The organism is Sphingomonas sp. CARO-RG-8B-R24-01 (genome assembly GCF_022662295.1).
Taxonomy (GTDB): domain Bacteria; phylum Pseudomonadota; class Alphaproteobacteria; order Sphingomonadales; family Sphingomonadaceae; genus Sphingomonas.
In genome coordinates, this window is sequence record NZ_JAKNQI010000002.1 from 568145 (window position 1) to 594968 (window position 26824).

Annotated in this window: 25 protein-coding genes and 2 tRNA genes; 12 read left to right on the top strand and 15 right to left on the bottom strand. The window is 66.2% G+C overall.

Annotated elements, in window-relative coordinates; genetic code table 11:
• Window positions 1–23: 23 nt before the first annotated feature.
• Window positions 24–998 (top strand): quinone oxidoreductase, encoded by a 975-nt coding sequence (locus tag L8G49_RS07455; RefSeq protein ID WP_242183558.1) that lies wholly within the window; start codon window positions 24–26, stop codon window positions 996–998.
• 103 nt (window positions 999–1101) lie between these two features.
• Window positions 1102–1353, top strand: a complete 252-nt coding sequence (locus L8G49_RS07460; RefSeq protein ID WP_242140554.1) for a hypothetical protein — start codon at window positions 1102–1104, stop codon at window positions 1351–1353.
• Between the two features lie 117 nt (window positions 1354–1470).
• Here L8G49_RS07460 and L8G49_RS07465 read toward each other — a convergent pair whose 3' ends face one another.
• Complete coding sequence (locus L8G49_RS07465; protein ID WP_242183559.1) at window positions 1471–2232, bottom strand: SPFH domain-containing protein; 762 nt, start codon at window positions 2230–2232, stop codon at window positions 1471–1473.
• A 176-nt stretch (window positions 2233–2408) separates the two neighbouring features.
• On the opposite strand from L8G49_RS07465, the gene L8G49_RS07470 reads away from it, so the two are divergent.
• Entirely contained in the window at window positions 2409–3941 is a 1533-nt protein-coding gene (locus tag L8G49_RS07470) for an aminoacyl--tRNA ligase-related protein (RefSeq protein ID WP_242183560.1), read from the top strand.
• Window positions 3942–4010: 69 nt separating this feature from the next.
• Here the strand turns inward: L8G49_RS07470 and L8G49_RS07475 are convergent, their stop codons facing one another.
• From L8G49_RS07475 to map, 7 genes are all read right to left on the bottom strand, one after another.
• The gene (locus L8G49_RS07475) at window positions 4011–4802 is read right to left on the bottom strand and encodes a hypothetical protein (RefSeq protein WP_242183561.1); all 792 of its coding nucleotides are present in this window, start codon (window positions 4800–4802) and stop codon (window positions 4011–4013) included.
• Entirely contained in the window at window positions 4799–4978 is a 180-nt protein-coding gene (locus L8G49_RS07480) for a hypothetical protein (RefSeq protein WP_242183562.1), read from the bottom strand. Before L8G49_RS07480 ends, L8G49_RS07475 begins: the two co-directional genes overlap by 4 nt.
• Window positions 4979–5042: 64 nt before the next feature.
• Window positions 5043–6536, bottom strand: a complete 1494-nt coding sequence (locus L8G49_RS07485; protein WP_242183563.1) for a carbohydrate porin — start codon at window positions 6534–6536, stop codon at window positions 5043–5045.
• A 131-nt stretch (window positions 6537–6667) separates the two neighbouring features.
• Window positions 6668–7585, bottom strand: a complete 918-nt coding sequence (locus L8G49_RS07490; protein WP_242183564.1) for a rhodanese-related sulfurtransferase — start codon at window positions 7583–7585, stop codon at window positions 6668–6670.
• Window positions 7586–7944: 359 nt separating this feature from the next.
• Window positions 7945–9366, bottom strand: a complete 1422-nt coding sequence (glnA, locus tag L8G49_RS07495) for a type I glutamate--ammonia ligase (protein WP_242183565.1) — start codon at window positions 9364–9366, stop codon at window positions 7945–7947.
• Between the two features lie 135 nt (window positions 9367–9501).
• Window positions 9502–9840 carry a P-II family nitrogen regulator gene (locus L8G49_RS07500; protein WP_242140546.1) on the bottom strand — a complete coding sequence of 113 codons (339 nt, stop codon included), beginning with the start codon at window positions 9838–9840 and terminating at the stop codon, window positions 9502–9504.
• A 386-nt stretch (window positions 9841–10226) separates the two neighbouring features.
• The gene (map, locus tag L8G49_RS07505) at window positions 10227–11051 is read right to left on the bottom strand and encodes a type I methionyl aminopeptidase (RefSeq protein WP_242140545.1); all 825 of its coding nucleotides are present in this window, start codon (window positions 11049–11051) and stop codon (window positions 10227–10229) included.
• A 64-nt stretch (window positions 11052–11115) separates the two neighbouring features.
• Between map and L8G49_RS07510 the strand changes: the two genes are divergently transcribed.
• From L8G49_RS07510 to L8G49_RS07520, 3 genes are read left to right on the top strand one after another with little or no spacing between them, the layout of a single operon-like run.
• A complete protein-coding gene (locus L8G49_RS07510) occupies window positions 11116–11871 on the top strand; it encodes a molybdopterin-binding protein (protein WP_242183566.1) in 756 nt (251 codons plus the stop codon).
• A 41-nt stretch (window positions 11872–11912) separates the two neighbouring features.
• Window positions 11913–12236 (top strand): hypothetical protein, encoded by a 324-nt coding sequence (locus L8G49_RS07515; RefSeq protein ID WP_242183567.1) that lies wholly within the window; start codon window positions 11913–11915, stop codon window positions 12234–12236.
• Window positions 12237–12289: 53 nt separating this feature from the next.
• The gene (locus tag L8G49_RS07520) at window positions 12290–14278 is read left to right on the top strand and encodes a TonB-dependent receptor (protein ID WP_242183806.1); all 1989 of its coding nucleotides are present in this window, start codon (window positions 12290–12292) and stop codon (window positions 14276–14278) included.
• Between the two features lie 36 nt (window positions 14279–14314).
• Here the strand turns inward: L8G49_RS07520 and argJ are convergent, their stop codons facing one another.
• Window positions 14315–15535: a bifunctional glutamate N-acetyltransferase/amino-acid acetyltransferase ArgJ gene (argJ, locus tag L8G49_RS07525; protein WP_242183568.1), complete on the bottom strand. Its 1221-nt coding sequence runs from the start codon at window positions 15533–15535 to the stop codon at window positions 14315–14317.
• 456 nt (window positions 15536–15991) lie between these two features.
• Between argJ and L8G49_RS07530 the strand changes: the two genes are divergently transcribed.
• Both L8G49_RS07530 and secA read left to right on the top strand, forming a co-directional pair.
• Window positions 15992–16255, top strand: a complete 264-nt coding sequence (locus L8G49_RS07530) for a hypothetical protein (RefSeq protein ID WP_242140541.1) — start codon at window positions 15992–15994, stop codon at window positions 16253–16255.
• A 96-nt stretch (window positions 16256–16351) separates the two neighbouring features.
• A complete protein-coding gene (gene secA / locus L8G49_RS07535; protein ID WP_242183569.1) occupies window positions 16352–19084 on the top strand; it encodes a preprotein translocase subunit SecA in 2733 nt (910 codons plus the stop codon).
• A gap of 299 nt (window positions 19085–19383) precedes the next feature.
• Here secA and L8G49_RS07540 read toward each other — a convergent pair whose 3' ends face one another.
• A complete protein-coding gene (locus L8G49_RS07540) occupies window positions 19384–20040 on the bottom strand; it encodes a hypothetical protein (RefSeq protein WP_242183570.1) in 657 nt (218 codons plus the stop codon).
• A 238-nt stretch (window positions 20041–20278) separates the two neighbouring features.
• On the opposite strand from L8G49_RS07540, the gene L8G49_RS07545 reads away from it, so the two are divergent.
• The 4 genes from L8G49_RS07545 (at window position 20279) to L8G49_RS07560 (ending at window position 21709) form a co-directional block, all read left to right on the top strand.
• Window positions 20279–20869 carry a hypothetical protein gene (locus tag L8G49_RS07545; RefSeq protein ID WP_242140538.1) on the top strand — a complete coding sequence of 197 codons (591 nt, stop codon included), beginning with the start codon at window positions 20279–20281 and terminating at the stop codon, window positions 20867–20869.
• A 27-nt stretch (window positions 20870–20896) separates the two neighbouring features.
• Entirely contained in the window at window positions 20897–21433 is a 537-nt protein-coding gene (locus L8G49_RS07550) for a DUF2141 domain-containing protein (protein WP_242140537.1), read from the top strand.
• A 62-nt stretch (window positions 21434–21495) separates the two neighbouring features.
• Window positions 21496–21570 (top strand) — tRNA-Asn (locus L8G49_RS07555).
• Window positions 21571–21634: 64 nt separating this feature from the next.
• Window positions 21635–21709: transfer RNA gene (locus L8G49_RS07560), tRNA-Asn, on the top strand.
• Window positions 21710–21739: 30 nt separating this feature from the next.
• On the opposite strand, the gene L8G49_RS07565 is transcribed toward L8G49_RS07560, so the two are convergent.
• From L8G49_RS07565 to L8G49_RS07585, 5 genes are all read right to left on the bottom strand, one after another.
• Entirely contained in the window at window positions 21740–22378 is a 639-nt protein-coding gene (locus L8G49_RS07565; RefSeq protein ID WP_242183571.1) for a phosphoribosylanthranilate isomerase, read from the bottom strand.
• Window positions 22379–22472: 94 nt separating this feature from the next.
• A complete protein-coding gene (gene pyrF, locus L8G49_RS07570) occupies window positions 22473–23147 on the bottom strand; it encodes an orotidine-5'-phosphate decarboxylase (RefSeq protein ID WP_242139932.1) in 675 nt (224 codons plus the stop codon).
• On the bottom strand, window positions 23144–23494 hold the full coding sequence (locus tag L8G49_RS07575) for a hypothetical protein (RefSeq protein ID WP_242183572.1): 351 nt from the start codon (window positions 23492–23494) through the stop codon (window positions 23144–23146). The genes pyrF and L8G49_RS07575 overlap by 4 nt, the downstream gene beginning before the upstream one ends.
• Before the next feature lie 39 nt (window positions 23495–23533).
• The gene (locus L8G49_RS07580; RefSeq protein WP_242183574.1) at window positions 23534–25837 is read right to left on the bottom strand and encodes a patatin-like protein; all 2304 of its coding nucleotides are present in this window, start codon (window positions 25835–25837) and stop codon (window positions 23534–23536) included.
• A complete protein-coding gene (locus L8G49_RS07585) occupies window positions 25834–26523 on the bottom strand; it encodes an endonuclease/exonuclease/phosphatase family protein (protein WP_242183576.1) in 690 nt (229 codons plus the stop codon). The genes L8G49_RS07580 and L8G49_RS07585 overlap by 4 nt, the downstream gene beginning before the upstream one ends.
• Between the last annotated feature and the right edge of the window lie 301 nt (window positions 26524–26824).

Genomic DNA, 26824 nt, shown 5'->3' on the forward strand with positions numbered 1-26824 from the left:
TGCGACCACAGGAGACACGGCATATGACGCGTACCGCACGGATCGACCGCACCGGCGGCCCCGAAGTGATCGAATGGACCGACGTCACCCTGGCGCCCCCCGGCCCGGGGGAGATCCGGATGCGCAACACCGTGGTCGGGCTGAATTTCATCGACATCTATTTTCGCAGCGGGGTCTATCCCGCCAGTCTGCCGTGCGGCCTCGGGTCGGAGGCGGCGGGCGTGGTCGAGGCGGTCGGCGACGGGGTGATGGGTCTGGCGGTGGGCGACCGTGTCGGCACCTTCGGGCCAACGCTTGGTGCCTATGCACAGGCGCGAAACCTGGCCGCGGCAACGGTGTTCAAGCTGCCCGACGACATAGACGATCGGACCGCCGCCGCCGTTCTGCTGAAGGGCTGTACCACCGAGTTTTTGGTCGAACGCTGTGCCAGAATCGAAGCGGGGCAGACCGTGCTGGTCCATGCGGCGGCGGGTGGGGTCGGGCATTTGCTGGTCGGCTGGCTCAAGGCGATAGGCGCGATCGTCATCGGGACGGTCGGTACGGAGGACAAGGCGGCGCAGGCCCGGGCGGCGGGCGCGGATCACGTCATCCTCCACAAGCAGGAAGACGTCGCGGCGCGGGTCCGGGATATTACCGCCGGTGCGGGCGTGCCGGTCGTGCTCGACGGGGTCGGCATGGCGACGTGGGACATCTCGCTTGCCTGTGCGGCGCGGCGCGGGTTGATCGTCAGTTACGGCAATGCCGGGGGCAAGGTGACCGGGGTCGACCTCGGCATCCTGTCGACGCGCGGGTCGCTGTTCGTCACGCGGCCGACCCTGTTCAGCTACTATGTCACGCCCGAGGAGCGACAGGCGGGGATCGACCGGCTCTTCGCGATGCTGCGGTCGGGCGCGATCACTCCCGCGATCGGCCAGACGTTTCCGCTGGAGCAGGCGGCGGAGGCGCATCGCGCGCTGGCGAAAGGGGATACGTCGGGCGCGACGCTGTTGCTGGTCTAGCCCGGAAAAGGGCCGAACCGGAGCGTCAGGAACATCCGGCGGTGTCGATCGGTTTGTCTCGCGTCCCGCAAGGGCAATGTGGATCGTTCTACACGAGGTGATCATGAAAAAGCTTGTATTGGCAGCGATTGCGGCAGGCGTGGCGCTTACCGCCATCGCGCCGGCGGATGCCGCGGACGGCTGCGGTCGCGGCGGCCATCGCGGACCGCGAGGCATGTGCCGCCCCAACGGTCCGGTGTTCGTCGATCGTGGCCCACCCCGCGTCGGCGGTTTTTATCACGGCCGCGGCTATTGGGATGGCCGCCGCTATTGGCAGAACCGCTATCGCTATCACAACGGCTGGCGCTACCGCTAAGCCGTGACACCCGGGCCTGCCCCGGGGCCCCTTCGGGTTGCCATCGCCGATCGACGACGAGGCGACCCGGTGGATGCGGGGACAAGCCGCGCATGACGGATGGCCCCGTACCGTGGGTCAGACGGCAGGTGCCGCGAGGCGTTTCGCCGCCTCGAGGATTTCGGTCGGGAACATCGCGATGATCGTCGAATTATGCTCGACCCCGATTTCGGACAGCGTCTGAAGCCGCCGGAGTTCGAGTGCGCCCGGCACCTCGCCGATCACGCGGGCTGCGTCGCTGAGCTTGGCCGCCGCTTCCTGTTCGCCCTCCGCCTTGATGATCCGCGCGCGCTTCTCGCGGATCGCCTCGGCCTCGCGCGCGATCGCGCGCTGCATCTGCGCGGGTATGTCCAGGTCCTTGATCTCGACCGCGTCGAACTCGACGCCCCAGCGATTGCAGGTCGTCGTCAGGATCTCATACAGCCGCTTGTTGATCGTCGTGCGGTCCTTCAGCATCTGGTCGAGGTCGCTTTGCCCGATCGCGTCGCGCATGGCGGTTTCGGCGGCCTGGACGATCGCGGATTGCCAGTTGCTGACGGTCGTCACCACGCCCGCCGCATCGAACGCGCGATACCACAGCACCGCATTGACCCGCACCGCGACGCCGTCGCGCGTCACCGTCTCCTGCGTGTCGAGCGCGTAGGTGATCGTGCGGATGTCGACCTTCACGACGCGCTCGACCAGCGGCACCAGCCAGAACCACCCCGGCCCCTTGGTCGCCTGCAACCGCCCCAGGCGGAAGACGACGCCGCGTTCATATTCCTGGTTGATGCCGAAAGATTTGAGCGCAAGCACCAGCGCGATGCCGAACAGCACCGCGACCCCTATCAAGAACTCCATGAAAACCCCGTTGAATGCCGCGATCATGCGGCTTGCTGCGGCACGCGCCGCGCGGACGAATCTACGCCGATCGTCGGCCGAATCATCCAGGGTCCGTTGCATTCCTGCATGCATTTGCTGCACGCAGGCAGTCGCTGGGCTTTGCCGCCGACCAATTTGCCGCTATCCGCGCGGTCATGATCAAACGCGCACTTCCCGTCACCCGCGAGGCCGATTTTTCCGCCTGGTACCAGTCCGTCATCACCGAGGCCGACCTCGCCGAAGAATCGGGGGTGCGCGGCTGCATGGTCATTCGGCCGTGGGGCTATGGCATCTGGGAACGGATCCAGCGGTTGCTCGACGACCAGATCAAGGCGACCGGCCACGAGAATTGCTACTTCCCGCTGTTCATCCCGCTCTCCTATTTTGAGAAGGAAGCCGAGCATGTCGAAGGCTTCGCCAAGGAAATGGCGGTCGTCACGCATCACCGGCTCAAGGCGGACGGGCTCGGCCGGCTGATCCCCGATCCCGAAGCGAAGCTCGAGGAACCGCTCGTCGTCCGCCCGACCTCGGAAATGGTGATCGGCGCGGCGTTCGCGCGCTGGGTGCAGTCGTGGCGCGACCTCCCCGTCCTCATCAACCAATGGGCAAACGTCGTTCGCTGGGAGATGCGCACCCGGATGTTCCTGCGCACCAGCGAATTCCTGTGGCAGGAAGGCCATACCGCCCATGCCACCGCGGACGAGGCGCGCGAGGAAACGCTCAAGATGCTCGAGGTTTACCGCGCCTTCTCGGAGGATTGCCTCGCGGTCCCGGTCGTCGCGGGCGAGAAGCCCGAGAACGAGCGTTTCCCCGGCGCGGTCTCGACCTACAGCATCGAGGCGATGATGCAGGACGGCAAGGCGCTCCAGGCGGGCACCTCACATTTCCTCGGCACCAACTTCGCGCAGGCGCAGGAGATCAAGTTCCAGAATTCGGAAGGCGTGTTCGAGCTCGCCAATACGACGAGCTGGGGCGTGTCGACGCGGATGATCGGCGCGGTCATCATGGTCCACGGCGATGACGACGGGCTGCGCGTCCCGCCGCGGATCGCACCGTGGCAGGTGGTGATCGTCCCGATGCTACGCGAAAATCCCGAGGACGCGGCGATCATCGACTATTGCAAGGCGTTGCAGGCCAAGCTCGCGCAGCAGACCGCGCTGGGCGAGCCGGTGCGCGCGCTGCTTGACCTCAAGTTCGGCAAGACCGCGACCAAGCGCTGGGGCTGGGTCAAGAAGGGCGCGCCGATCGTGATCGAGGTCGGCGGGCGCGACGTGGCGGGGGGCAACGTCTCGCTGATCCGGCGCGACCGGCTGTACCGCGAGGACGGCAAGCTCGACAGCAACGTCGTCGCGCAGGACGATTTCGTCGCGGGTGCGGGGGCGATGCTCGCAGACATTCAGGCGTCGCTCCACGGCGAGGCCAGCGCGCGGCTCGAGGCGAGTGTCGTTGCCGCGTCCGACTTCGCCGCGATCGAGACGCATTTCGCGGAGGGGGTGAAGAACCCCGGCTGGCTCGAGGTGCAATGGTCCAGGCCGACCGGACCCGCGCTCGACGCGGTGGTCGCGCGGCTTAAGGCGCTCAAGCTGACGATCCGCAACGCGCCGATGCTGCAAGCCGCGGTCGATGGCCCCTGCGTGTTCACCGCTGCGCCGGCGGTGGAGCGGGTGCTGATCGGGCGCGCCTATTGATCGTGTGCCTGCCAGGGCAGGAACATGGAGCATCCCGGAATACCGTTTGAAGGTAACGAGACGGGTTTTCTAAAGGTCTCGCTCCACCGGGCTGCCGCGGTCATCGCGATCCGGCAGCGCGCGCTGGCCCGGCAGCAGATCGGTATCGAACACCTCCAGCGCGACGTTGACGAAGTTGCGGCTGTCGAGCTGGATCAGCGGGATCGGCGCGGCGGCAGTGCTGACGCGTTCGACTCGGTCGGGGCCGATGCGAACGAGAAATCGGTCGCAGTTGCTGAGCACGAGCATCGCGATCGCCTTGTTGTCGTCGAGCGCGAGCGTCTCGACGACGCCCTCATAGGCGACACTCGCGCCGTCATGTTCCAGCGTGGTGACGACATAGGCGATGATGAACCGGTTCGGGGCGCGCCCGAGATCGACCCAGCGCTTGAGCCAGCCGAACGCCGCCGTCTCGCGCATCGTACGGACCCACTGCCAGCCGCTCGCGCGATAGGCGATGGCGCCGACGATCAGCGCCGGACTGAGCAGTCCGACGAACCAGCACAGAAAGGCCAAGTCGGGCGGGCGCGCCCCAGCGTGCCCGGCGTTGAGGATGACGCGGTAGACGTTGGGATCGAACCCGAGCGTCCAGCACGCGGCCGTGGAGCGGCATGCCCACGCCTGCACGGCGAACACCAGCGAGAGCAGGATATGCCCGGCAAGCGCACCGAAGACGATGACCAGCAGCGAAAAAGTCGATCCGGGTTTTTCCGGAGCCTGCGCGATCAGGTCGGAGCGTTCGCCGCTACGCAACCCGGCCCATGCGCCCAGCCCCGGCGCGAGCAGCAGCAGCGCCAGAAAGAGCGTATAGCTGAAACTCATGCGGCGGGGGCAGCGTCCTTCGGCTCGGACGGTTGCACGGCGGTCGAGTCAGCGGCGACGTGCAGCACGAACTTGCCTTCCTCGAACCGCGCAACCTCGCGCGCGGCCTGCCAGCTGCCGTAGCGCAGATGCACCGTATTGGCGGTTTCGATCGATTGAGCCGTGTTGACGCGCATGCGACCTCCGGAACCAACAATAAGACGTGCGGCCGATCTTTGCAATCGACGCGACGCGACTCCGCTAGAGCGTCAGCGCTGCCTTGAGCCCCAGCACGGCGACATCGCCGCGCGTCCGGATGCCGCCCGGATGGTGGATCCACTGGACGTTGGGCTGGAGTTCCAGCCACGGCACCGGGGTCAGGCTGTAATAGACTTCGGCCGCATATTCCGCATCGCGCACCGGCGTACCTGCGATCAGCCGATCGGCTTCCGCGGCACGTCCGTTCACGTTGGTGCGCCCGACCGCGACGCCGAGCACGTCGCCCTCCAGGCCCGGCAGCAAACCCTTGTAGAACAGCCCGCCGGTCACCTGATTGTCGGTCACGCTGGTCGCGCGGTCGGCCTGGGTGACGTTGGCGAACACGCCGAGCCCGGTTAGCGCCTTCCCGTCCTTCGACGTTCCCGTGATCTGCTGCTGGATATTGGCATAGACGCCATACCGCCCCGAGCGCTGGAGTGGCGCAAGCCCGGTGACGACGATCGGGCGACGGTTGACGTCGAGCAGGATGTCGTCGCCATTGGCGGTCGAATACCACGCGCCGACCTTGTACGAGCCGACATGCCCGGTGTCGCCGAGGCGGGTCCAGCCGGCTTCAACCGGGATCAGCGCGCCGGTCGCGCCGTGGAAGCGGGCGACGAAGAAATTGTTGCGCAAGTTGAGCGGGTTGACCTCGTAAGCGCCAATCTGGAGATAGATCCCGCTGCCGACGTCGGCATGCAGGCGGCCGCCCCATTGGCTGACCGGCCAATTGTACCAATAATCGCCGACGAGGTTGCCCGGCTGCGCGCCGCAGAACGACAGGTTCTCGAAATGGCAGGAGAAGACCGCGAAATCCGACCCCGGGTTGGTCCGGCCGACCTTGATCTCGATCGCATCGCCGATCTTCTGCTCATACCACAATTCGGTGATGCGCACGGTCTGGCCCCGGCCATAGACTTCCTGCACCTGTTGCAGTGTACCGAGGCCGGCATCGTCCGACAGGTTACGCCCGCGCCGCCAGGTGACGGTCGCCTGCAACGTGCCGCCTTCGATCCCGGCAACCTTGCCCATGTCGATCTTCGCGCCAAAGTCGAGCTGCCCGGTCTCGGTCAGCTTGTGCCGCGCGCCCCCGGTCGGGTTATAGGCGCTTTCGGACGCATACCGCGCCGATACGTCGAAGCCGCGCTCGCCCAGCCAGGTGCGGGTATGCCGCCAGTCGGCGAACAGTCCGGGCGGGGCACTGGTCTGGGTGTCGCCGATCGGCTGTTCGAACAGCATGTTGCGCGGGTGTTGCATGTGCGTGGGCACGTGGCGCTGCGACGGCGTGGGCGAATCGGCGGGGGTATCCGGCCCGGACGGTCCGGCCGGTTCGGTCGCGGGTTTCTGGCTGTCGTTGCCGGGTGTCTGCGGTGCGGGTGAGTCGGCGGCGGGGGGCGGCGCCGGCGCGCCGATGTCGACCTGCTGCGCAAAGGCCGGATGCGCGACGCAGAGACCAGCCGAGGCCAGCGCCAGTAAACCAACCGTCGATCGTACCATCACTGGACCCACCCGTATTTTTCCAATGCGGGCGCAATGCAGCAAAGATCTATCAAAGAACATGTTTAAGTGCATACAAATGCGACGAGACAAGGAACGGCGATCTATTCATCCGCTGGCCTTGGACGGGATCAGGACCTCGATTGCGTCGCGCCGACATGCGCTTCGCCCCGCTCCTCGGCAAGCTTCACCTGCCGATGGCGTTCAGCATAGGCGGCGCGCCGGGCCGCATCGCGCGTGTCGGCACACGCCGGGCAGGAGACGCCTTCCTGATACTGTGGCGACGCTCGTTCCGCCGGGCTGACCGGCATGCGACACGCGCGGCAGAGCGCGTGCGTACCGGGCTCCAGTCCGTGGCCGACCGCGACGCGCTCGTCGAACACGAAGCATTCACCCTGCCAGCGGCTCTCGGCCTGCGGCGTCGTCTCGAGATATTTCAGGATGCCGCCTTCGAGATGGAACACGTCGGTCAGCCCTTCGGCCTTGAGGAAGGCGGTCGATTTCTCGCAGCGGATTCCTCCGGTGCAGAACATCGCGATGCGCTTTCCCTCGAGCTCGGCGCGGTGCGCGCGGGCCCAGCCGGGAAAGTCGCTGAAACTGTCGGTGCCGGGGTCGATCGCGCCGGCGAAGGTGCCGACCTTGACCTCATAGGCGTTGCGCGTGTCGATCACGACGGTGTCGGGGTGCGCGATCAACGCGTTCCAGTTGGCGGGCGTCACATAGGTGCCGGTGCCCTCCAGCGGATCAATCGCGGGTTCGCCCATCGTCACGATCTCGCGCTTGAGGCGGACCTTCATGCGGTGGAACGGCATCGTCTCGGCGTGACTGTGCTTGGCGGTGATCGCGGCGCAATCGGGGAAGGTGCGGATGTGCGCCAGCACCGCCGCGATCGCCGCGTCGCTGCCCGCGATCGTACCGTTGATGCCTTCGGGGGCGAGCAGCAGCGTGCCCTTGATGCCGTGCGCTTCGCACAGGTCGAGCAGCGGCTGGCGAAGCGCCTTGGGGTCGGGGAAGCGGGCGAAACGGTAGAGCGCGGCGACGTGGATCATGCGGCGGGGTTTAGGGGGTTTTGCGGGGGTTTGGAATGCGGTCGGTGTGGGGGGCGTCACCAAAGCGAAGGCGAGAGCGGTGCGAAAGTCGCTTTGTTGCTCCTCCCCGTCGCCCCGGCGAAGGCCGGGGCCGCCAGGTTGGACGCGAAACCGATGTTCCCAAGCACAACATGGCGGCCCCGGCCTGCGCCGGGATGACGTTAATACGGAAAAGGCGCCCGGATCGCTCCGGACGCCCTTTCTTTGTGTCCCGTCGTGGCAAAGCCACGCCGTCGGTCCTCGCCAGGGCGAGGCCGGCCGACAGCTCCTGTGGCGACTTGGCTTCGCCTCGTCGCCACCGGCGCGGTCGTGGCCGCGCCTCAGTAGCTGTAGTACATATCGAACTCGACCGGGCTCGGCGTCATCTCCCAGCGCAGCACGTCGTGCATCTTCAGCTCGATGTACGATTCGATCTGGTCCTTGGAGAACACGTCGCCCTTCAGCAGGAAGTCGTGATCCGCCGCCAGCGAGTCGAGCGCCTCGCGGAGCGAACCGCAGACGGTCGGAACCTCGGCGAGCTCTGCCGGGGGCAGGTCGTACAGGTTCTTGTCCATTGCCTCGCCCGGGTGGATGCGGTTCTGGATCCCGTCCATGCCCGCCATGAACAAAGCGGCGTAGCAGAGATACGGGTTTGCCATCGCATCGGGGAAGCGCACTTCGACGCGCTTCGCCTTGGGGCCGGTGCCGTACGGGATACGGCACGAAGCCGAGCGGTTGCGCGCCGAGTAAGCGAGCAGCACCGGTGCTTCATAGCCCGGGACCAGACGCTTGTAGCTGTTGGTCGTCGGGTTGGTGAAGGCGTTGACCGCCTTGGCATGCTTGATGATGCCGCCGATGAAGAACAGGCACGTTTCCGACAGGCCCGCATAGCCGTTGCCGGCGAACAGCGGGTTGCCCTTGTCCCAGATCGACAGATGCGTGTGCATCCCCGAGCCGTTATCTTCCTTGATCGGCTTGGGCATGAAGGTGACGGTCTTGCCGTACGCCTGCGCAACGTTGTGGCAAACGTACTTGTAGATCTGCATGCGATCCGCGGTCAGCGTCATCGTGCCGAAGGTCAGGCCCAGCTCATGCTGGCCGGCGGCGACTTCGTGGTGATGCTTGTCGCACGGCAGGCCCATCTCGAGCATGGTCGAGACCATCTCGCCGCGGATATCGACCGCGCTGTCGACCGGCGCGACCGGGAAGTAACCGCCCTTGGCGCGCGGACGGTGGCCGAGGTTGCCACCCTCATAGCTGGTGCCGGTGTTGGTCGGCAGCTCGATGTCGTCGATCTTGTAATAGCTGGTCGCGTAGCTGTTCTCGAACTGGACGTTGTCGAACATGAAGAACTCGGCTTCCGGCCCGATGAAGATCGTGTCGCCGATGCCGGTCGTCTTGAGATACGCCTCGGCGCGCTTCGCGGTCGAGCGCGGATCGCGCGCGTACAGCTCGCCGGTCGACGGCTCGACGATGTCGCACACCAGGATCAGCATCGGAGTCGCCGAGAACGGATCGGTCCACACCGCGTCGAGATCCGGCATGAGGATCATGTCCGACTCGTTGATTGCCTTCCAGCCTTCGATCGACGATCCGTCGAACATGAAGCCGTCGGTCAGCTCGTCCTCGCCGACGACGCCCGCGACCATCGTCAGATGCTGCCACTTGCCCTTGGGATCGGTGAACCGCAGATCGACCCACTCGATCTCCTGGTCCTTGATCATCTTCAGCACGTCGCTTGCGCTGTTGCCCGTCTTCGCCATGTCCCCACGCCCTTTCTGGATACTGAAAAATTGCCCGTTCCGGTCATTCCGGGGCGGGACTCGTGTTAAGCCCGGATGCTCACGCTGTCACAAGATGTTGCGCTGCGTCAAACCCGCATTCCGATCGTTGCGCGGTCAGATCGCGTCTTCGTCGCGTTCGCCGGTACGGATGCGCAGCACGGTCTCGACCGGAATGACGAAGATCTTGCCATCCCCGATTCGCCCGGTCTGCGCTGCGGCGGCGATCGCCTCGACGACGCGGTCGGCCATGCCGTCCTCGACCACGACCTCGAGTTTTACCTTGGGGAGAAAGTCGACGACATATTCGGCACCGCGGTACAGTTCGGTATGGCCCTTCTGGCGCCCGAACCCCTTGGCCTCGGTCACGGTGATCCCGCTGACCCCGACTTCGTGCAGCGCCTCCTTCACCTCATCGAGCTTGAACGGCTTGATGATCGCCTCGATCTTTTTCACGCTGGTACGCCTCCCGGAATGTTCGTTTACCTTACAATAACCATGCCAGCTACGCGAGGGGCGGAAAGGCGTTGGTTATGCGCGGGGGCGCGGGGAGTGCGATGCCTAACTGGCGCGCAGGCGGTGAGGGTGTGCCCGATTTTGCGGCAGCGCGCTTGTCGTGGCGGAGTGCACCCTTAGAAACGCACCCAGCGCACCTCAAGAGACGCAGCCATGGAACGCACCCCCCCCGGCGGAGGCCGGGGCCCAATAGCGCAGCAGGCGCTTACAGCGCTGCGCTACATTACCTCGACCTTCGCAATTGGGCCCCGGCCTTCGCCGGGGTGGTTGCGCATGGTGCACGTGCTTGGTGCGTGAGAAGTGGTGCGCGCGCGCTACCCAACCCCTCAATACGGCGGCTTGTCGAACCCGCCCGGACTGAGCGTGAAGATCTCGCAGCCGTCCTCGGTAATCCCGATCGAGTGTTCGAACTGCGCGGACAGCGAGCGATCGCGCGTCACCGCTGTCCAGCCGTCGTCGAGCAGCTTCACGTCGGCGCGCCCGGTGTTGATCATCGGCTCGATCGTGAAGATCATCCCCGGCTTCAATTCCGGCCCGGTGCCGGGACGTCCGGCATGAACCACCTCGGGCGCGTCATGGAACAGCCGCCCCAGCCCGTGCCCGCAGAAATCGCGCACCACGCCGTAGCGATGCTTCTCGGCATGCCGCTGGATCGCATGGCCGATGTCGCCGAGATGGTTGCCCGGCTTCGCCTGCTCGATCCCGATCATCAGGCATTCGTAGGTCACGTCGACCAACCGCTTCGCCTTGATCGGCACGTCGCCGACCAGATACATGCGGCTGCTGTCGCCATGCCAGCCGTCGAGGATCGGCGTCACGTCGACGTTGACGATGTCGCCGCTCTTGAGCGTCTTCTCGCTCGGGATGCCGTGACAGACGACATGGTTGGTCGAGATGCAGCTCGAATGGGTATAGCCGCGATAGCCGAGCGTCGCGGGGATGCCGCCGCGATCGACGATGAACCGCCGGATCATGGCGTCGAGTTCGGCGGTCGCCATGCCGGGCACCATGTGCGGCACGATCATGTCGAGCGTTTCGGCGGCGAGCTTGCCCGCGGCATGCATGCCGTCGAACGCATCGCGGCCATGAAGCTTGATCGCGCCGGTGCGGCCCATCGGCGCGTCGGCGGTTACGGTTACATATTCGGTCATGCGAAGCGATATAGCGGCTCCGTGCGGGCTTTGCGAGAGGGCGGCGGGGGGCTATGCGAAGCAGATGACGCAACGCATCTGGACAGCCGCGCTCGCGGTGATCGGCGACGAAATCCTGTCGGGCCGAACGCAGGACAAGAATGTCGCGCAGATCGCGGCCTGGCTCAACGTGCAGGGGATCCGCCTCGCCGAGGTGCGGATCGTCGCGGACAAGACCGACGCGATCGTCGAGGCAATTAATATCCTGCGACAGCGCAACGATTATCTCTTCACCACCGGCGGCATCGGCCCGACCCACGACGACATTACCGTCGATGCGATCGCAACGGCGCTGGGGGTGCCGGTCGCCTTCCATCCGCAGGCGCTGGCCGTGCTGGAAACCTATTATGCCGAGCGCGGCGGGTTGACCGAGGCGCGCAAGCGCATGGCCCGCGTTCCCCAAGGCGCGGACTTGATCGAGAATCGCATGTCGGGCGCGCCGGGGATCAAGATCGGCAACATCTTCATCATGGCCGGGGTGCCGCACATCACCGCCGGGATGCTGGATGCGCTGACCGGGACGCTGGAGGGCGGGTTGCCCGTACTGTCGCGCACGATCGGCTGCTGGGTCGCCGAGAGCGAGGTCGCCGACCTGCTCAGCCAGGCCGAAAAGGCGCACGAAGGCGTCGCAATCGGCAGCTACCCGTTCTTTCGGGACGGCAAGGTTGGCGCCAATTTCGTCGTGCGGGCAACCGATGCGGCACTGGCAGATCGCTGTATCGCCGATCTGACGGCGGCGCTGGAGCAATCCGGGCGCAGCGTCGTTGGCGACGGCATATGATCCGGAGAGCTGAGATGAAACACGTCCTACCCCGCATCGCCATGCTCGCCGCCATGGTTGCCGGTGTGTCGGCCTGCGATCCGGGCAGCACCGCCGGGACCACCGCGGCGGCCACCACCAAGCCCGATCCGATGGAAGCCAGGATCGACGCGCTGCCGCGCAACCTGCAGGAAACCACCCTGTTCCGCGCGATCAGGGATGGCGGCTACACGTGTCAGAAGATCGTGCGTTTCGAAAAGCACGCACCGATCGACGGGCACGCCGTGTGGATCGCAGAGTGCGACGATCGCGGACAATATGTCATCACGCTGCAGCCGGATGGCGTCTTCTGGGTCAGCGGCGTGCCCCAGGCCAAGAAACAATAGCGTCCGTGAAATGTCGACGTCTCGCGCTCGCCGTCATCGGCGTGCCGGCCGGCCTGTCCGCACAACAGGGGGCTGCGCCGGTCGCGGCGCCGGGCGTTTCCGGCCCCGATATCGTGGTGCTCGGGTCACCGCTGCCGGTGCCGCCGGGCATGCCAGCCTATGGATCGGTGACGATCGATCGGGACCGGCTCACCAACGATGCGTCGGGCCGGGTCGAGGACGTCCTGTCGGACGTCGCCGGCTTCCAGCAGTTCCGCCGCAGCGACAGCCGGTCGGCCAATCCGTCGGCGCAGGGCGTCACGTTGCGCGCTTTGGGCGGAAATGCCTCGTCGCGGGCGCTGGTGCTGCTGGACGGCGTCCCGCTGGCGGACCCGTTCTTCGGCTATATCCCGTTCAACGCCTTGTCGCCGGACCGCCTGTCGAGCGTGCGGATCACGCGCGGGGGCGGGGCCGGGGCCTTCGGCGCGGGGGCGGTCGCGGGAACGATCGAGCTTTCCAGCGCCACCCGCGCCGATCTCCCCCGCGTCGCCGGCAGTGCTTTCTACGGCAGCGACCATGCGGTGGAAACGACCGCGAGCCTATCCCCCGACGTCGGCGCGGGCTTCCTGACGGTCGCGGGGAAGTATGAACGGGGCGACGGCTTCTACACGACCCCACTCGACCAGCGGACCGCGGCCACCGTCCGCGCGCGCTATCGCGACTGGTCGGGGCAAGCCCGCGCCGTCGTCCCGATCGATGCCGAAACCGAGTTGCAGGCGCGGGCGGTGGTGTTCCGGGACGACCGGACGCTGCGGTTCGCGGGGGCGGACAGTCGCTCCGAAGGCGAGGACGCCAGCATCCGGGTGGTCCATCGCGGACCCTGGGCGGTGGATGTGCTGGCGTATGTCCAGGCGCGGAACTTCGCCAATCGCGTGATCAGCGCGACGACCGCGAAACTGACTCTCGACCAGCGCAACACTCCGTCGACCGGAATTGGCGGCAAGATCGAACTGCGGCCGCCGGTTGGCCCGGACCACGTCCTGCGGATCGGCGCGGACGTCCGGCTGGGGGACGGTACGCTGTACGAGGACGCCTATGCCGCGAGCGGTGCCGTCACGACGCGGCGGACCGCCGGCGGGACGACCAATACGACCGGCCTGTTTGCGGAGGATGACTGGACGCTCGGCCGTCTGGTGCTGACGGCGGGTGTGCGGGGGGACCGCTGGACGATTACGGACGGCTTCTTCCGCGAGCGCAACGGCGCGGGAACGGTCACGACGAATCAGCGCTTCGCCGATCGCGACGGGGTGGAGGCGACCGGACGCGCGGGGGCGGTGTTTCATGCCAGCGACGCGGTGGCCTTGCGGACGGCGGGCTATACCGGTTTCCGGTTGCCGACGCTCAACGAACTTTACCGGCCGTTCGTGGTGTTCCCGATCACGACCCAGGCCAATGCCGCGCTGGGGTTGGAACGGTTGCGCGGCGTGGAGGGCGGGATCGACCTGACACCGGTCGACGGCGTTTCGCTGGGTGTGACCGCGTTCTATAACCGGCTGAAGGGTGCGATCGCCAACGTGACGATTACCCCCACCGTGCGGCAGCGCCGCAATGTCGATGCGATCGTCGCGCGCGGGGTGGAAGTGACCGCGCATGCGACGCACGGGCGCGTGTCGCTCGACGGGTCCTATGCGTTCAGCGACAGCAAGGTCCGCGCCTCCGGGGCCTCGGCGCAGCTGAACGGGTTCATCCCGGCGCAGAGCCCGCGCCACACGGCCAGCGCAACGCTGGGTTGGCAGGATCCGCGCGGGCTCGGCGTATCGCTGACGGGCCGGTACGTCGGGCGACAATATGAAGACGATCTGCAAACCGACGTCCTGCCGGCGGCAACGACCCTCGATGGCGTCGTGTCGGTGCCGATCGCGCGGCGCTGGGCGGTGATCGCGCGCGGCGAGAATCTGACCGATACCACGGTGATCACGCGGAACGCGGCCGGGTCGATCGACCTCGGCACGCCGCGCCGGTTGTGGATCGGGGTACGGCTCGGCGGTGCGTCAGGACGCTGACACGCCCCATGTCGGTCGACGGTCCCGAGCCGGGCGTCAGCTCCGATAGTCCGCGTTGATCGAGATGTACCCGTGCGTCAGGTCGCACGTCCACACCGTCGCAATACCGTCGCCAAGCCCGAGATCGACTCCGATCTCGATCGTCTGCCCCTTGAGATGTGCGGCGACCGGTGCCTCGTCATAGCCGACGACCGCCAGGCCCTCGCGCGCGACCTGCGTATCGCCGAAACGGATTGCCAGCAGGTCGCGTTCGGCGGGTTCGCCCGCCTTGCCGACCGCCATCACGACGCGGCCCCAGTTCGCATCCTCGCCCGCGATCGCCGTCTTCACGAGCGGTGAGTTGGCGATGCTCATCGCGATGCGGTGGGCGCTGCGGTCGCTCTCCGCGCCGGTCACCGCGACCTCGATGAACTTGGACGCGCCCTCGCCGTCGCGCACGACCAGATGCGCGAGCTGGCGGCACAGGTCGCCGAGTGCCGCGCGGAACGCGTCGGCGCCGTCGTCGTCCGCGCCGGTGAGCGGGGTATTCCCGGCCTTGCCGGTGGCGAAGGCGAGGACGCTGTCGCTGGTCGAGGTATCGCTGTCGACCGTGATGCACGAAAAGGTCGCGCGGTTGGCTTCGCCGAGCATCGCCTGGAGGAACTCGGCGGAAACCGCCGCGTCGGTGAAGATATAGCCGAGCATCGTCGCCATGTCGGGGGCGATCATCCCCGAGCCCTTGATGATCCCGACCAACGTCACCGTACGCCCGCCGACCACTGCGGTCGTCATCGCGCCCTTGGCGAAGGTGTCGGTCGTGCCGATCGTGTTGGTTGCGTCTTCCCACGAGCACGGCAGCGCGGCGAAGGCGGCGTCGAGCCCGGCCTCGGCCTTGTCGATCGGCAACGGCACGCCGATCACGCCGGTCGAGGAGACGAACACGTCCGATGGGCGGCAAGCGAGCGCGCCGGCGACCTTGGCCGCGATCGCCTCGACCGCGGCGCGGCCGCGCCCGCCGGTGAAGGCGTTGGCGTTCCCGGCATTGACGACGACCGCGCGGGCCTCGCCGAGGATCAGCGCCGCGCGGCACCATTCGACTTCGGGCGAGGGGCATTTGCTTTGTGTCAGCACGCCCGCAACGGTGGTGCCGGGGTCGAGCGTGATGAAGGTGAGGTCGTTGCGCTCCCACGCCTTGTACCCGGCGCGCGCGACGCGGGGGGTTACCCCGGCGATCGCAGGCAGGGCGGGGAAGGGGCGAGCGAGCGGGGAGCGGGTCATGTGCGCGGCTTTAGCAGATCGCTACTGCGTCTCAAGCGGTGCCGCTGTTGCTTCTCCCCTCCCTGGAAGGGAGGGGGCGGGGGTGGGTTGGTGTGGGGAGGGTGCAGCACCCGCCTCGAGCCTACCCACCCCCAACCCCTCCCTTCCAGGGAGGGGAGGAACTTGTCGGAAGTCCCTCTCCCCTTCCTAGGCAAGGGAGGGCGCGGTTTCAGGCGTCTTGCTTGGGGCGGTGCTTCGACTTCGCTCAGCACGAACGGAATGTTACGCTCAGCACGAACGCAATGCAGCGCAGCTCTTTCCTTCACCCTTTCGGGCGCGGGTTGCTCGCCGAAACCATCCTCCCCCCGTTCGCCCTGAGCGAAGTCGAAGGGTCGTCTGCGCACGAACAGCCCCCCACGACGAGCGGTGTTTGCCGATAGACGAAGCGCGTCGCAGCCATTACATGCCCGAGCACCCATGGAATGGCTGTTGTTCTTTTCTGCGATCCTCTCCGCGCTGACCGGCGTGGTGACGGGCGTTCGCGCACCGGACGTGCAGGTCGAATGCCAGTCGGTCGCGGCGGCACGCACGCAGGTCGCGCTCCCGGCGCGGGTGCTGCGCGTAGCGGGGCATCTGCACCTCGCGAGCGGCTTTGGCGAAACGGCGGTTTTCGCGCTGCAAGTCGTTGCGCTTCCCGCGATCGCACCTGCGCGCCTCTACCTGGATCGCCCGCGGGCTTGATCCGGCGGCGCCTGCCGCGCTGCCCTTCTTAACGACATTTTCCGGTGGCCGCGGGTAGCGCGCCGCTCATCCCCTTTAGACATACAGGAATTGCCCATGTTCGGCGGCATTGCCAAATCGCTCTTCGGCTCGTCCAACGACCGCTACGTCAAGTCGCTCGGCGCGGTCGTCGCGAAGATCAACGGGTTCGAGCCCACCATCTCCGCCATGTCCGACGAGGACCTCTCCGCCCAGACCGCGCGCTTCCGCGAGCGGCTGGAAGCGGGCGAGGATCTCGACGCGCTGCTCCCCGAAGCGTTCGCCACGGTGCGCGAAGCCGCCAAGCGTGCGCTCGGCCAGCGGCATTACGACGTGCAGATGATCGGCGGCATCGTCCTCCACCGCGGCGAGATCGCCGAAATGCGCACCGGCGAGGGCAAGACGCTCGTCGCGACGCTCGCGACCTATCTCAACGCGCTGCCGGGCAAGGGCGTCCACGTCATCACCGTCAACGACTATCTGGCGGCACGCGATGCGGGCTGGATGGCGCAGGTCTATAACTTCCTCGGGATGACGGTCGGCGTCATCGTCCCGAACCTGTCGGACCAGCAGCGCGCCGACGCTTATGCCGCGGACATCACCTACGGCACGAACAACGAATTCGGCTTCGATTACCTGCGCGACAACATGAAATATGAGCGCGAGACGATGGTCCAGCGCCCGTTTGCGATGGCGATCGTCGACGAGGTCGATTCGGTGCTGATCGACGAGGCGCGCACGCCTTTGATCATCTCCGGCCCGACCGACGACAAGTCCGACCTGTACCGCTCGGTCGACCTGATCGTCCGCGAGCTGGCTGCGGAGGATTACGAAAAGGACGAGAAGCAGAAGTCGATCATCCTGACCGAGGACGGCACCGAGAAGGTCGAGCGGCTGCTCGAGGCGGCGGGGCTGCTCGAGGGCGCGAACCTGTACGATTTCGAGAACACGCAGGTGGTGCACCACACCAACCAGGCGCTCCGCGCGAACATGATGTTCAAGGCGGACATCGACTACATCGTCAAGGACGGCAAGGTCATCATCATCGACGAGTTCACCGGCCGCATGATGGATGGTCGGCGCTGGTCGGACGGCTTGCATCAGGCGATCGAGGCCAAGGAAGGCGTCGAGATCGAGCCCGAGAACCAGACGATGGCGTCGATCACCTTCCAGAACTATTTCCGCATGTATCCCAAGCTGGCGGGCATGACCGGCACCGCGGCGACCGAGGCGGCCGAATTCTACGACATCTACAAGATGAACGTGGTGACGATCCCGACTCACGTGCAAGTCCAGCGCGTCGACGAGGAAGACGAGTTCTACAAGGACACGCCGGACAAATTCCGCGCGATCGCCAAGAAGATCAAGCATCACGCCGATCTCGGCCAGCCGGTGCTGGTCGGCACTGTGTCGATCGAGAAGTCCGAATTGCTGAGCGAATTCCTGGTGCAGGAAGGCGTCAAGCACGAGGTGCTCAACGCGCGCCAGCATGAGCGCGAGGCGCACATCGTCGCGCAGGCGGGGCGCAAGAGCGTCGTGACGATCGCGACCAACATGGCGGGCCGCGGCACCGATATTCAGTTGGGCGGCAATCTCGAATTCCGCGTCAACGACGAGCTGTCGGCGATGGCCGAGGGGCCGGAGCGCGAGGCGGCGATCGCCCGGATCAAGCAGGAAATCGCGGTCGAGAAGGCCGAGGTGCTCGCGGCGGGCGGGCTGTTCGTGCTCGGCACCGAGCGGCACGAGAGCCGGCGTATCGACAATCAGCTGCGCGGGCGTTCGGGGCGTCAGGGTGATCCGGGTCTCTCGCGATTCTACCTCAGCCTCGACGATGATCTGCTCCGCATCTTCGGGCCGGACACGCTGTTCGCCAAGATGATGCGCTCGAACATCGGCGACGGCGAGGCGATCGGCAGCAAGTGGCTGTCCAAGGCGATCGAGACCGCGCAGAAGAAGGTCGAGGCGCGCAACTACGACATCCGCAAGCAGGTCGTCGAATATGACGACGTGATGAACGACCAGCGCAAGGTCATCTACGAGCAGCGGTCGGACATCATGGATGCCGCGACCGTCGGCGACGTGGTCGAGGACATGCGTGCGGAGACGGTCAACGGCATCGTCGGCGCGGCATGCCCTCCGGGCACCTATCCCGAACAATGGGATGTCGCGGGGATGAAGGAGCAGCTCGCGACCACGCTCAACCTCGAACCGCAGGTCGAGGCGTGGCTCGAGGAAGAGGCGATCGACCCCGAGATCATCGAGGAGCGCGTCCGCGCGCAGGCGGACGATCTGGTCCGCGAAAAGGCGGAGTCGCTCGATCCCGAGACGTGGATCCGGGTCGAGAAGTCGATCCTGCTGCAGAACCTCGATCATCACTGGAAGGAGCATCTCGCGACGCTCGACGCTTTGCGCCAGGTCGTCCACTTGCGCGCCTATGCGCAGAAGACGCCGATCAACGAATACAAGCAGGAGGCGTTCTCGCTGTTCGAGCGGATGCTCGGCAGCATCCGCGAGGACGTGACCCGCACGATCGCCTTCGCCGAGTTCAACGTCGAGCCGGCACCGGCCCTGCCGACGCTGCCCGACTTCATCACCAACCATTTCGACCCGTTCACCGGGGACGACGACACCTACGATCAGGACGCGGGCAGCGGGCTGATCACCACGCGCCTCCCGCCGCTGTCGATCCCGCGGCCCGAGGGGCAGGAGCTCGGGCAGGATCCGTCCGAATGGGCGGGCAACGTCAGCCGCAACGCGCCGTGCCCGTGCGGGTCGGGGAACAAGTACAAGCATTGCCACGGGGCGGTGTGACGGGCACCGACCCTCTCCCTTAGACGCCGTCATCCCCGCGAAGCTTGAGCCAGGGACGCGCCATGCACTGTTTTCCCGCGAAGGCGGGAATCCAGTGCCAAGCAAGACAACGGCTTGCAGTTCGCGCGACTCCTGGGCTCCCGCCTTCGCGGGAGAGCAGCTCCGGATTCGGGGCGCTCATGCCGTTGCGAAAATGACGGAACCTGAAAGCCCACCACCGCGTCCCTCAAAACGGGACAAAAAAAGCCCCCCTTCCTGTCTGCAGAAGGGGGGCTTTTCATGCCGTCGCGCGGTAGCCGTTACTTCGGCGTGACGATGCTCGGTCCGAGGTTGCGCAACACTTCGCGTGCATCGAAGGCGCGGATATTGTCCTTGGGCTTGGGGCCCTTGCCGACCACGATCTCGGCATTCGCCTCGTACTTGTCGATCGTGTTGATATCGACCCCGCGGTCGAAGAACGGGTCGCCGAAATACGGATCCCACGAACGCCAGCCGAAGCCACGCCCGCGATAGCGCCAGCTGGGGCCCCAATAGCCGCCGCCGAAGCCGCCGCCATATCCGAATCCACCGAACCCGCCGACACCGGGCGTGGTATAGGTCCGCGTGCTCTTGTCGACGTTACGGTCGGCGAAGACGAAATAGTCGTAGCCACGCTGGACGGTCAGCTCGGCCGCACGGAACAGCAGGTACTTTTCGACCGTGTCGCGCGACGTGTAACTGTTGCCCGAGAAGCTGACCTGGAAGCGGTTGTCTTCGATCTGGCGATCGCTGTAGCCCGAACGCTCGAACCCGCGGCCGACCGCCGGGCGATAGGTCGATTCCGTGGCGCAAGCCGTCAATAGGGTAGATGCCGCCAGTGCCGCGACGATAGCGGATCTGCGGAAGGTCGGCGAAAACTTGGGCATTTCGGTCTCCAGTGAACTGGTCTGTGCGGCGAGCCGTGCCGTCGAGGCCATGAAGCGCAGAACGAGCGACCGGGCGCAAGGCTCCGGGTAATTGATCCGGTCTCACACTTTGTAAGCCTTGCGAGATGAACGGAGACTGACGCGCGACGAACTACGGTTCCATCGTTTTGTCGCGATCGATACTCCTTTGGTCGCACCGGGCCGCTACGATGGGCGGGTTAAGGCGCCGGTTACCGTCTTTGCAACAGGGATGGATGCGACGGGGATCGCAGTGCCTACGGGGGTGCCGATGCGGATCGTGACAGGGTTTGCCGCAAGTTTGGCCGCAGGGGTGGCGCTGGGGGGATCGGCGCACGCCGACTATGCGGCAGTGCTGGCGGCGCCTGCGCCGGCGGCGGTCGGCCGGGTGACGCCGGTCGAGGCAAGGCTCGCCCCGGACTTCCGCCTGAGACTGGCCGTGCTGAGTACGTCCGAGACGCTGGATCCGCTGCAGGATCCGGACGGGACGATGAAGCACCGGTTCGCCAGTTCGATGATCGATTATTACCCGATCCACGGGAGCGGGCTGCATCTCTCCGGGGGGATGAAGTTTTTTTCCGTCGCGAATTTCGTGCGGGATGCGGAAAAGGCGACCGGCGGCCTGCTGTATGCGCCCCGCTTGCCCGGGGGAAATTCCGGCGTACGCACCGGTTTCAACCGCCGGACCCCCGCTGCCACCGTCGGCTATAGCGGCACGTATCACAATGCCATGTTCGGCGTGGAGATGGGCACGCTGATCGGCGCCGCCAACGCCAACCTGCCACGGTCCTACCGCGCCTTGGGCGACCGGCCCGGCGGTCTCAATCCGATCGCCAATCTCATGGTCGGCCTGAAATTCTGATCACCCCAATCGACGAAGAGAGTGAAGATGCGTGACAAGTCGTGGATCGCCCTGGGTCTCTGTGGCCTGACGATCGCCCTTTTGGGTCAGCCGGAGCGCGCGAGCGCGGGCGGCATGTTCGGCAGCGATGCCAATGCCTGTACATCGGGCAGGGGGCCTGCGATCCTGGTCAACGTGCTGGGTCTCAAGGATCGCCAGGGGCAGGTGAAGCTCGAACTCTATCCCGACAATCCCGACGATTTCATGCGATCCGATACGGACCTGCTCACGGCGGGCAAGGTGTTTCGCCGGGTGACCGTGGCGACCCCGGAGACCGGCGCGGTCAGCCTGTGTATCAAGGTGCCGCACCCGGGACGGTATGCGCTGCTGATGCTGCATTCGCGGCGCGCGCAGGACAAGTTCGACGTCTTCGCCGACGGCGTCGGTCTGCGGAGCAACGCGCGGATCGGGCGCGCGCGTCCGTCGGTCGATGCGGCCACGGTGGCGGTGGGCTCGGGCATCGTGTCGCTGGATATCCACACGCAATATCTGCACGGCCTGGGCGGTTTCAGCCCGATGCGATAAACCTGCGTAACACCGCTTGCATTCGCGCGAAACCCGCTGCTATAGGCGCGCCTCCGCGATGTTCCCTGATAGCTCAGCGGTAGAGCTCTCGACTGTTAATCGAGCGGCCGTAGGTTCGAATCCTACTCAGGGAGCCACTTTCGCCGGATACGCCAATCCAGTCACGCGGGCGTGTCGTCGACATCCGCAGGTCTGCCTTGTTCCCTGATAGCTCAGCGGTAGAGCTCTCGACTGTTAATCGAGCGGCCGTAGGTTCGAATCCTACTCAGGGAGCCATACCGTGCCGCGCATCACGCGGCGCCGGTTTCAGCACATCGCCACGGCGCCGAGGAAGGCACCGATCTTTGCCGGATCCTTGATGCCCGGTGCGCTCTCCAGGCCAGACGAGACGTCTACCAGGGTCGCCCCGGTGCCAAGCACCGCCTCGCCTACGTTGACGGCGTCGAGCCCGCCCGACAGCGCCCACGGGAGCGCGTGGCGGAAGCCGTGCAGAAGGGTCCAGTCGAACCGAACCCCCATGCCTCCCGGCAATGCGGCACCCGGCGGCGTCTTTGCATCGAACAGGATGCGGTCGGCGATGCCCTGGTAGGGCAGCGCGCCATCAAGATCGGCCCGGGTCCGCACCGCCACCGCCGCCCACAGCTCCAGTCCGGTCCGCGCCTTGATCGCGGCGGCGCGCTCGGGCGATGTCTGATGGAGTTGCAGCACCGCAAGCTTGCCGGCCTCGATCGCCGAATCGAGCGTTGAATCATCGGGGTTCACGAACACGCCGACGCGCGCGACGCGCTGCGGCACCCGCGCCGCAAGTTGGGCCGCGCGGTCGCGACCGACGTGACGCGGGGAGGGCGGGAAGAACACCAACCCGACGTGGCTCGCACCGCCAGCGATGGCGGCATCGAGCGTTTCGGGCGTGGAAAGCCCGCAGATCTTGGCAGAAACAGGCATGCAACCGTCCTTGCGGCTCGTCGACGTAGGCGCAAGCGATATCACGCAAGGCTTAACCATCGAAAAACGCGCACCGCCGCACCGGGGGTGCCGTTCAGAGCGTCGCTTCGATCTCGCGCGCGGCCATGTCCGGGTTCTCGGCCTGGGTGATCGGGCGCCCCACGACGAGGATCGATGCGCCGGCGTCCAGCGCGGCGCGCGGCGTGACGACGCGCTTCTGGTCGCCCACCGGCCCGTCTTGCGGTCGGACTCCGGGGACGACGAAAAAGCCCTTCGGCCACAGCGCATGCGCCGCCCCGACTTCCGCGCCCGAACAGACGACGCCATCGATCCCGGCTTCCCGCGCGAGGTCGGTCAGTCGCAGGACCTGATCATGCGGACTGCTGGGCACGCCGATCGAGGCGAGATCGCTGGTATCGAGGCTGGTCAGCGTCGTCACAGCGACCACCTTTGTCCCGGTCGGCGCCGCGGCCTTGGCATCCTCGAGCATGGCACGGCCACCGGCGGCATGGACCGTCAGGATCGCGGGATCGAGCCCGTGCAGCGCCATGATCGCCTTGGCCACCGTGTTGGGAATGTCGTGCAGCTTGAGGTCGAGGAAGATCGGCAGGCCATGTTCGGCCATGCTGCGCACCCCGGGCTGACCGTTGGCGAGGAAGAATTCGAGGCCGAGCTTGATCCCGCCGACATGATGGCGGACGCGCCTGGCCATCGCATGCGCCTTCGCCAGGTCCGGGGTGTCGAGCGCGACATACAGGCGATTGGTCACAGCATTACTCCGCTGTCGGACGCTGAGGAGGTAAGGTCGGACGACGCCCGCGGTGCGCCCGGCGCCATCGTGGCTGGCGGCAGCGGCGGCGCCATGGCGGTCCGCATGTCCGCCAGCGTACGCTCGGCGTTCGCCAGCCGGGCGCGGAGCCGCCAGCGCAGCGTCGAATGCCAGGCGAGGGTCGGCAGCAATCCGGCAAGAAAGGTCACGAGCAGCAGGACCGGCAGATTGACCAGCGCTTCCATGCCGCCCCACAGGCGGATCGCGACACTCGTCCAATTGGCCACGGTAAACACCGCCGCAATGAAGGCGAGCAGGCACCAGAAGAGGATTTTGAGGAATTGCATGGGCGCAAGGCTACTCAAAACCGCGCCGCTTGACCAGACTCAGCCGATTTCGCGGCGCAGCGTCTCAAACAGGCCGGGGATCGTCGTCAGCCGGTCGGCTTCCTCGTCGAGGATGGCCAGAAAAGCGGCGCGTTTGATCGCGGCATTGCGCCCCGGTTTCAGCCGCTGGTCGGGGTCGAGCGTCGACAGCAGGATGTCGATCATCCGCTCGGCGCCGTGCAGCCTGCCCCAGAGATAGTCGTTTTCGCGATAGGCACGGCTGAAGAACGCGCCGAAGCTGTTGAACTGGATGCCCTTCAGCGTCGCCTCCGCCCCGCCGGACCGGATCGACGTCGCGTCGTCGGGGGCGATGCGGTCGACCTTGATCGGGTCGAACTCATCGAGACCCTCGCCCTGCAGCAGCGGCAGCGTCGCGACGTCAAAATACGGGAACCCCAGATACGTCAGCAGGATCGTGCGCTTCACGTCGCGCGACAGGCCGGCGAACGCCGCCGCCAGGCGCGCTTCGGTCGCCGTGTCCAGCGCCTGCAACCCCATTACGCCGCCCAGCTTGTCGAGCAGCGGGCGCGCATCGCTGCGCAACAGCCGCACGTCCCGCCGCAGCGCGGCGTAGCGGTCGGTCCGCTTGCATTCGAGGTATTCCGACAGGCTGGCGTAGACCGCTTCTCGGATCGCACCGAGTTCGGTCTCGGGGTGCGCGCCCTCGAGCTCGGTGATCCGCCGCGCCAGCAGCCGCAGGCGTCGCAAGCGGAAGCCCAGATCGAAGGTGCGCAGGAACGTGATCGTCCGCTGGCCGGCGCCGCCGGCAAAGCCGGGCCTCAGTTCGTCGAATCCCTGAAGCGCAACGGCTTCGTCGATGAGACGGCGGACTCGGTCCGCGCGTTGCTGACCCGTCTCCCCGCCGGCGCCGTCGAGCAGGGCGGCGATGGTTTCCACCACCCCGGTAATCTTGAGATGCCCGTACGCGGCATAGGCATAGCCCGAAGCCTTTGCCGCCGCGGTCTGCGCGCGTTGGCGCCATGCCGCCAGCCGCACCGGCGTCGGCGAATCGAGGAACAACGTATAGCCGAAGAGCGCCTCGACCTGTTTCTCCACTTCGGGCCGGATACCGGCGATGATCGAACGCATCCGCTCGATCCGACGCGAGCGGTCGGCGATCTCGTCGAGATTGTCCCGGATCGGTTGCTGGCGCGGCAATTCCGACATCGCTCCGATGATCGTCTGGAAAAAGCCGGGGGTTTTGGTGCCGGACGCCGCGAACCCGAAACTGCCGCGGGGGTGCGGATCGATATAGACGAAGCGCCGATCGACCTGGCGCTGGGCAGGGCGTTCGCGCAACGCCTCGATTGCCGGACGGAACGGCGCGTTGTTGAGGACGGATCCATCGATCAGCACGGCGGTTTCGGCGGCATTGGCGGCATATTGGCGCGGCAGGATGCGCTTCAGGAATGCCTCCCGTCCGGGCCAGTGGACTTCGCGCCGTTCGAGGACCCGGTCGAGCTCGCCTACCATGAAGGGTGGAAAGGCCCCGGGGAAACACGATGTCGCGCGCGCGGCAAATGCGAGTTCGGCGGGATCGGCGAGGGTCTCGCAATCGGTGCCGTGATCCGTGAACGGCACGATGACGCGGTGTTCGGTTTCCAGCACTTCGGGCGGCGAATGCAGCGTCAGCCGTTCGGGATGTCCGCGAAAGTCGGTTACGGTCACGAACAGGTCGAGCGGTTGTCCGGGCGGGAGCAGGCGCGGCGTACGCGGCGCCGCCGTCATGGCGGTGAGTGCATCGAGGATCAGCCCGGTAAAGCGTTCCCCGCCGAAGGGCGGCTCGAACCACCGGGAGCGGATGAAGTGCGACAGCTTCGCGCGGACCTCGTCCCGCGCGCCGCTTTCGACCGTGGCTTCGACACCGTCCGTACTGCGTGCCGCGACCCATGCGAGCGGCAACGCCCAGGCCTTGGAGAAGCGGGTTGCCGGAGCCTGTTTCTCGTCGACCAGCGCTTCTATGTCCGCCGAGTCGAGCCAGAGTTGCGTCAGGGGTTCCAGGCTTTGCCCCGTGCTGATCGCCTGACCGAGAAACACGCCGTTGATGCCGCCCGCGCTCGCGCCGGCAATGATGTCGATCAGCACGCGAAGCCGTGTTCCGGTCACCGCTTCGATCTCGGCCAGCAAGGCGAGGTAGATTTCGGCGCTGCCGGATCGCGGTTCGGCGGCGGCCGGGCTGGCATGGAACGCCTGGCTTGCGCGCGCCAGGCGCCAGATCTCCTTGGTGATCCCGTGCATATAGACCGCAAGGCTGATCCCGCCGTAGCACACGAGCGCGAGACGAAGCTCCTTGTCGCGCGTCATAACGGTTCGATCAGCGCCCAGATCGGCAGGTGGTCGGATGCCTTGCGCGCAAGCGCGCTGTTGTGGACACCGCAGTCGCGCACGCGAAAGCCCCGGGTCATGATTCGGTCGAGCCGCCCGATCGCGCGGCGTGCGTGAAAGCTCGGGCCGGTCGGTGCGATCGCGAATTCGCGGCGGAAGTCATGCAGGCATCCGCCGTTCGGGGTCCATTCGTTCAGATCGCCCATCATCACGGTCGGCATCGGCGGCGCGCAATCGTCGGCATGCGTCAGGATCGCGCGCGCCTGCCGGCGTCGCCACAAGCCCGAAAGATCGAGGTGCATGCCGAACACGCGAATCGGGGTCGCGTCGATCGACACATCCACCCGGATCGCGCCTCGGGGTTCAAGCGCCGGGATATGGAGCGCGGCGCTGTCGAGGACTTCACTCCCCTTGCGCGTGAGCAAGGCATTGCCGTGCCACCCCATGCTCGCCCGATCGTGCAACTGGACGGCACGCCAGGGCGAATGATCCTCCAGCAGGCGGTGCGGGATCACTGCCGCCTTCGTGCCATACCGCAGGTCTGCTTCCTGCAACGCGATGACATCGCCATCGATCTCGCACAGCACGTCGAGAATACGCCGCGGGTCGCGACGGCGATCCAGACCGATTCCCTTGTGCATGTTGTAGCTGACAACCTTGATCACGCGACCGCCTATCGGGCGGATCGGCGGATCATGCAATCATGTGCGTGGTTTGCGGCGGCGATCTTTCTGCCGATGCCCGCAGCCGATCATCCGCGCGAACCGTCCTGCGCTCGGCGGTTACGGTCATCGAAGTCCCGTCATCCTGATGACTATACGGTTATTTTCGTCCATCGTCTGTGCGCAGCGATCCGGCGGGCTTGATCGTCGCCAGGACAGAATCGACCGTGAAGATGGGACGAAACGTCAAGGAACGGTTATCCAGCATATCGACGTGGATACTTTAAATAGTGTAAGATCGTCC

Coding starts and splice junctions, on each gene's coding strand:
- L8G49_RS07485 (WP_242183563.1), bottom strand. CDS start 6,536: ATGGTACGATCGACGGTTGGTTTACTGGCGCTGGCCTCGGCTGGTCTC.
- L8G49_RS07455 (WP_242183558.1), top strand. CDS start 24: ATGACGCGTACCGCACGGATCGACCGCACCGGCGGCCCCGAAGTGATC.
- L8G49_RS07545 (WP_242140538.1), top strand. CDS start 20,279: ATGCGGATCGTGACAGGGTTTGCCGCAAGTTTGGCCGCAGGGGTGGCG.
- L8G49_RS07580 (WP_242183574.1), bottom strand. CDS start 25,837: ATGACGCGCGACAAGGAGCTTCGTCTCGCGCTCGTGTGCTACGGCGGG.
- L8G49_RS07470 (WP_242183560.1), top strand. CDS start 2,409: ATGATCAAACGCGCACTTCCCGTCACCCGCGAGGCCGATTTTTCCGCC.
- L8G49_RS07540 (WP_242183570.1), bottom strand. CDS start 20,040: ATGGCCTCGACGGCACGGCTCGCCGCACAGACCAGTTCACTGGAGACC.
- map (WP_242140545.1), bottom strand. CDS start 11,051: ATGACCGAATATGTAACCGTAACCGCCGACGCGCCGATGGGCCGCACC.
- secA (WP_242183569.1), top strand. CDS start 16,352: ATGTTCGGCGGCATTGCCAAATCGCTCTTCGGCTCGTCCAACGACCGC.
- L8G49_RS07550 (WP_242140537.1), top strand. CDS start 20,897: ATGCGTGACAAGTCGTGGATCGCCCTGGGTCTCTGTGGCCTGACGATC.
- glnA (WP_242183565.1), bottom strand. CDS start 9,366: ATGGCGAAGACGGGCAACAGCGCAAGCGACGTGCTGAAGATGATCAAG.
- L8G49_RS07480 (WP_242183562.1), bottom strand. CDS start 4,978: ATGCGCGTCAACACGGCTCAATCGATCGAAACCGCCAATACGGTGCAT.
- L8G49_RS07475 (WP_242183561.1), bottom strand. CDS start 4,802: ATGAGTTTCAGCTATACGCTCTTTCTGGCGCTGCTGCTGCTCGCGCCG.
- argJ (WP_242183568.1), bottom strand. CDS start 15,535: ATGACCCGCTCCCCGCTCGCTCGCCCCTTCCCCGCCCTGCCTGCGATC.
- L8G49_RS07490 (WP_242183564.1), bottom strand. CDS start 7,585: ATGATCCACGTCGCCGCGCTCTACCGTTTCGCCCGCTTCCCCGACCCC.
- L8G49_RS07565 (WP_242183571.1), bottom strand. CDS start 22,378: ATGCCTGTTTCTGCCAAGATCTGCGGGCTTTCCACGCCCGAAACGCTC.
- L8G49_RS07460 (WP_242140554.1), top strand. CDS start 1,102: ATGAAAAAGCTTGTATTGGCAGCGATTGCGGCAGGCGTGGCGCTTACC.
- L8G49_RS07575 (WP_242183572.1), bottom strand. CDS start 23,494: ATGCAATTCCTCAAAATCCTCTTCTGGTGCCTGCTCGCCTTCATTGCG.
- L8G49_RS07510 (WP_242183566.1), top strand. CDS start 11,116: ATGACGCAACGCATCTGGACAGCCGCGCTCGCGGTGATCGGCGACGAA.
- L8G49_RS07530 (WP_242140541.1), top strand. CDS start 15,992: ATGGAATGGCTGTTGTTCTTTTCTGCGATCCTCTCCGCGCTGACCGGC.
- L8G49_RS07465 (WP_242183559.1), bottom strand. CDS start 2,232: ATGGAGTTCTTGATAGGGGTCGCGGTGCTGTTCGGCATCGCGCTGGTG.
- L8G49_RS07515 (WP_242183567.1), top strand. CDS start 11,913: ATGCTCGCCGCCATGGTTGCCGGTGTGTCGGCCTGCGATCCGGGCAGC.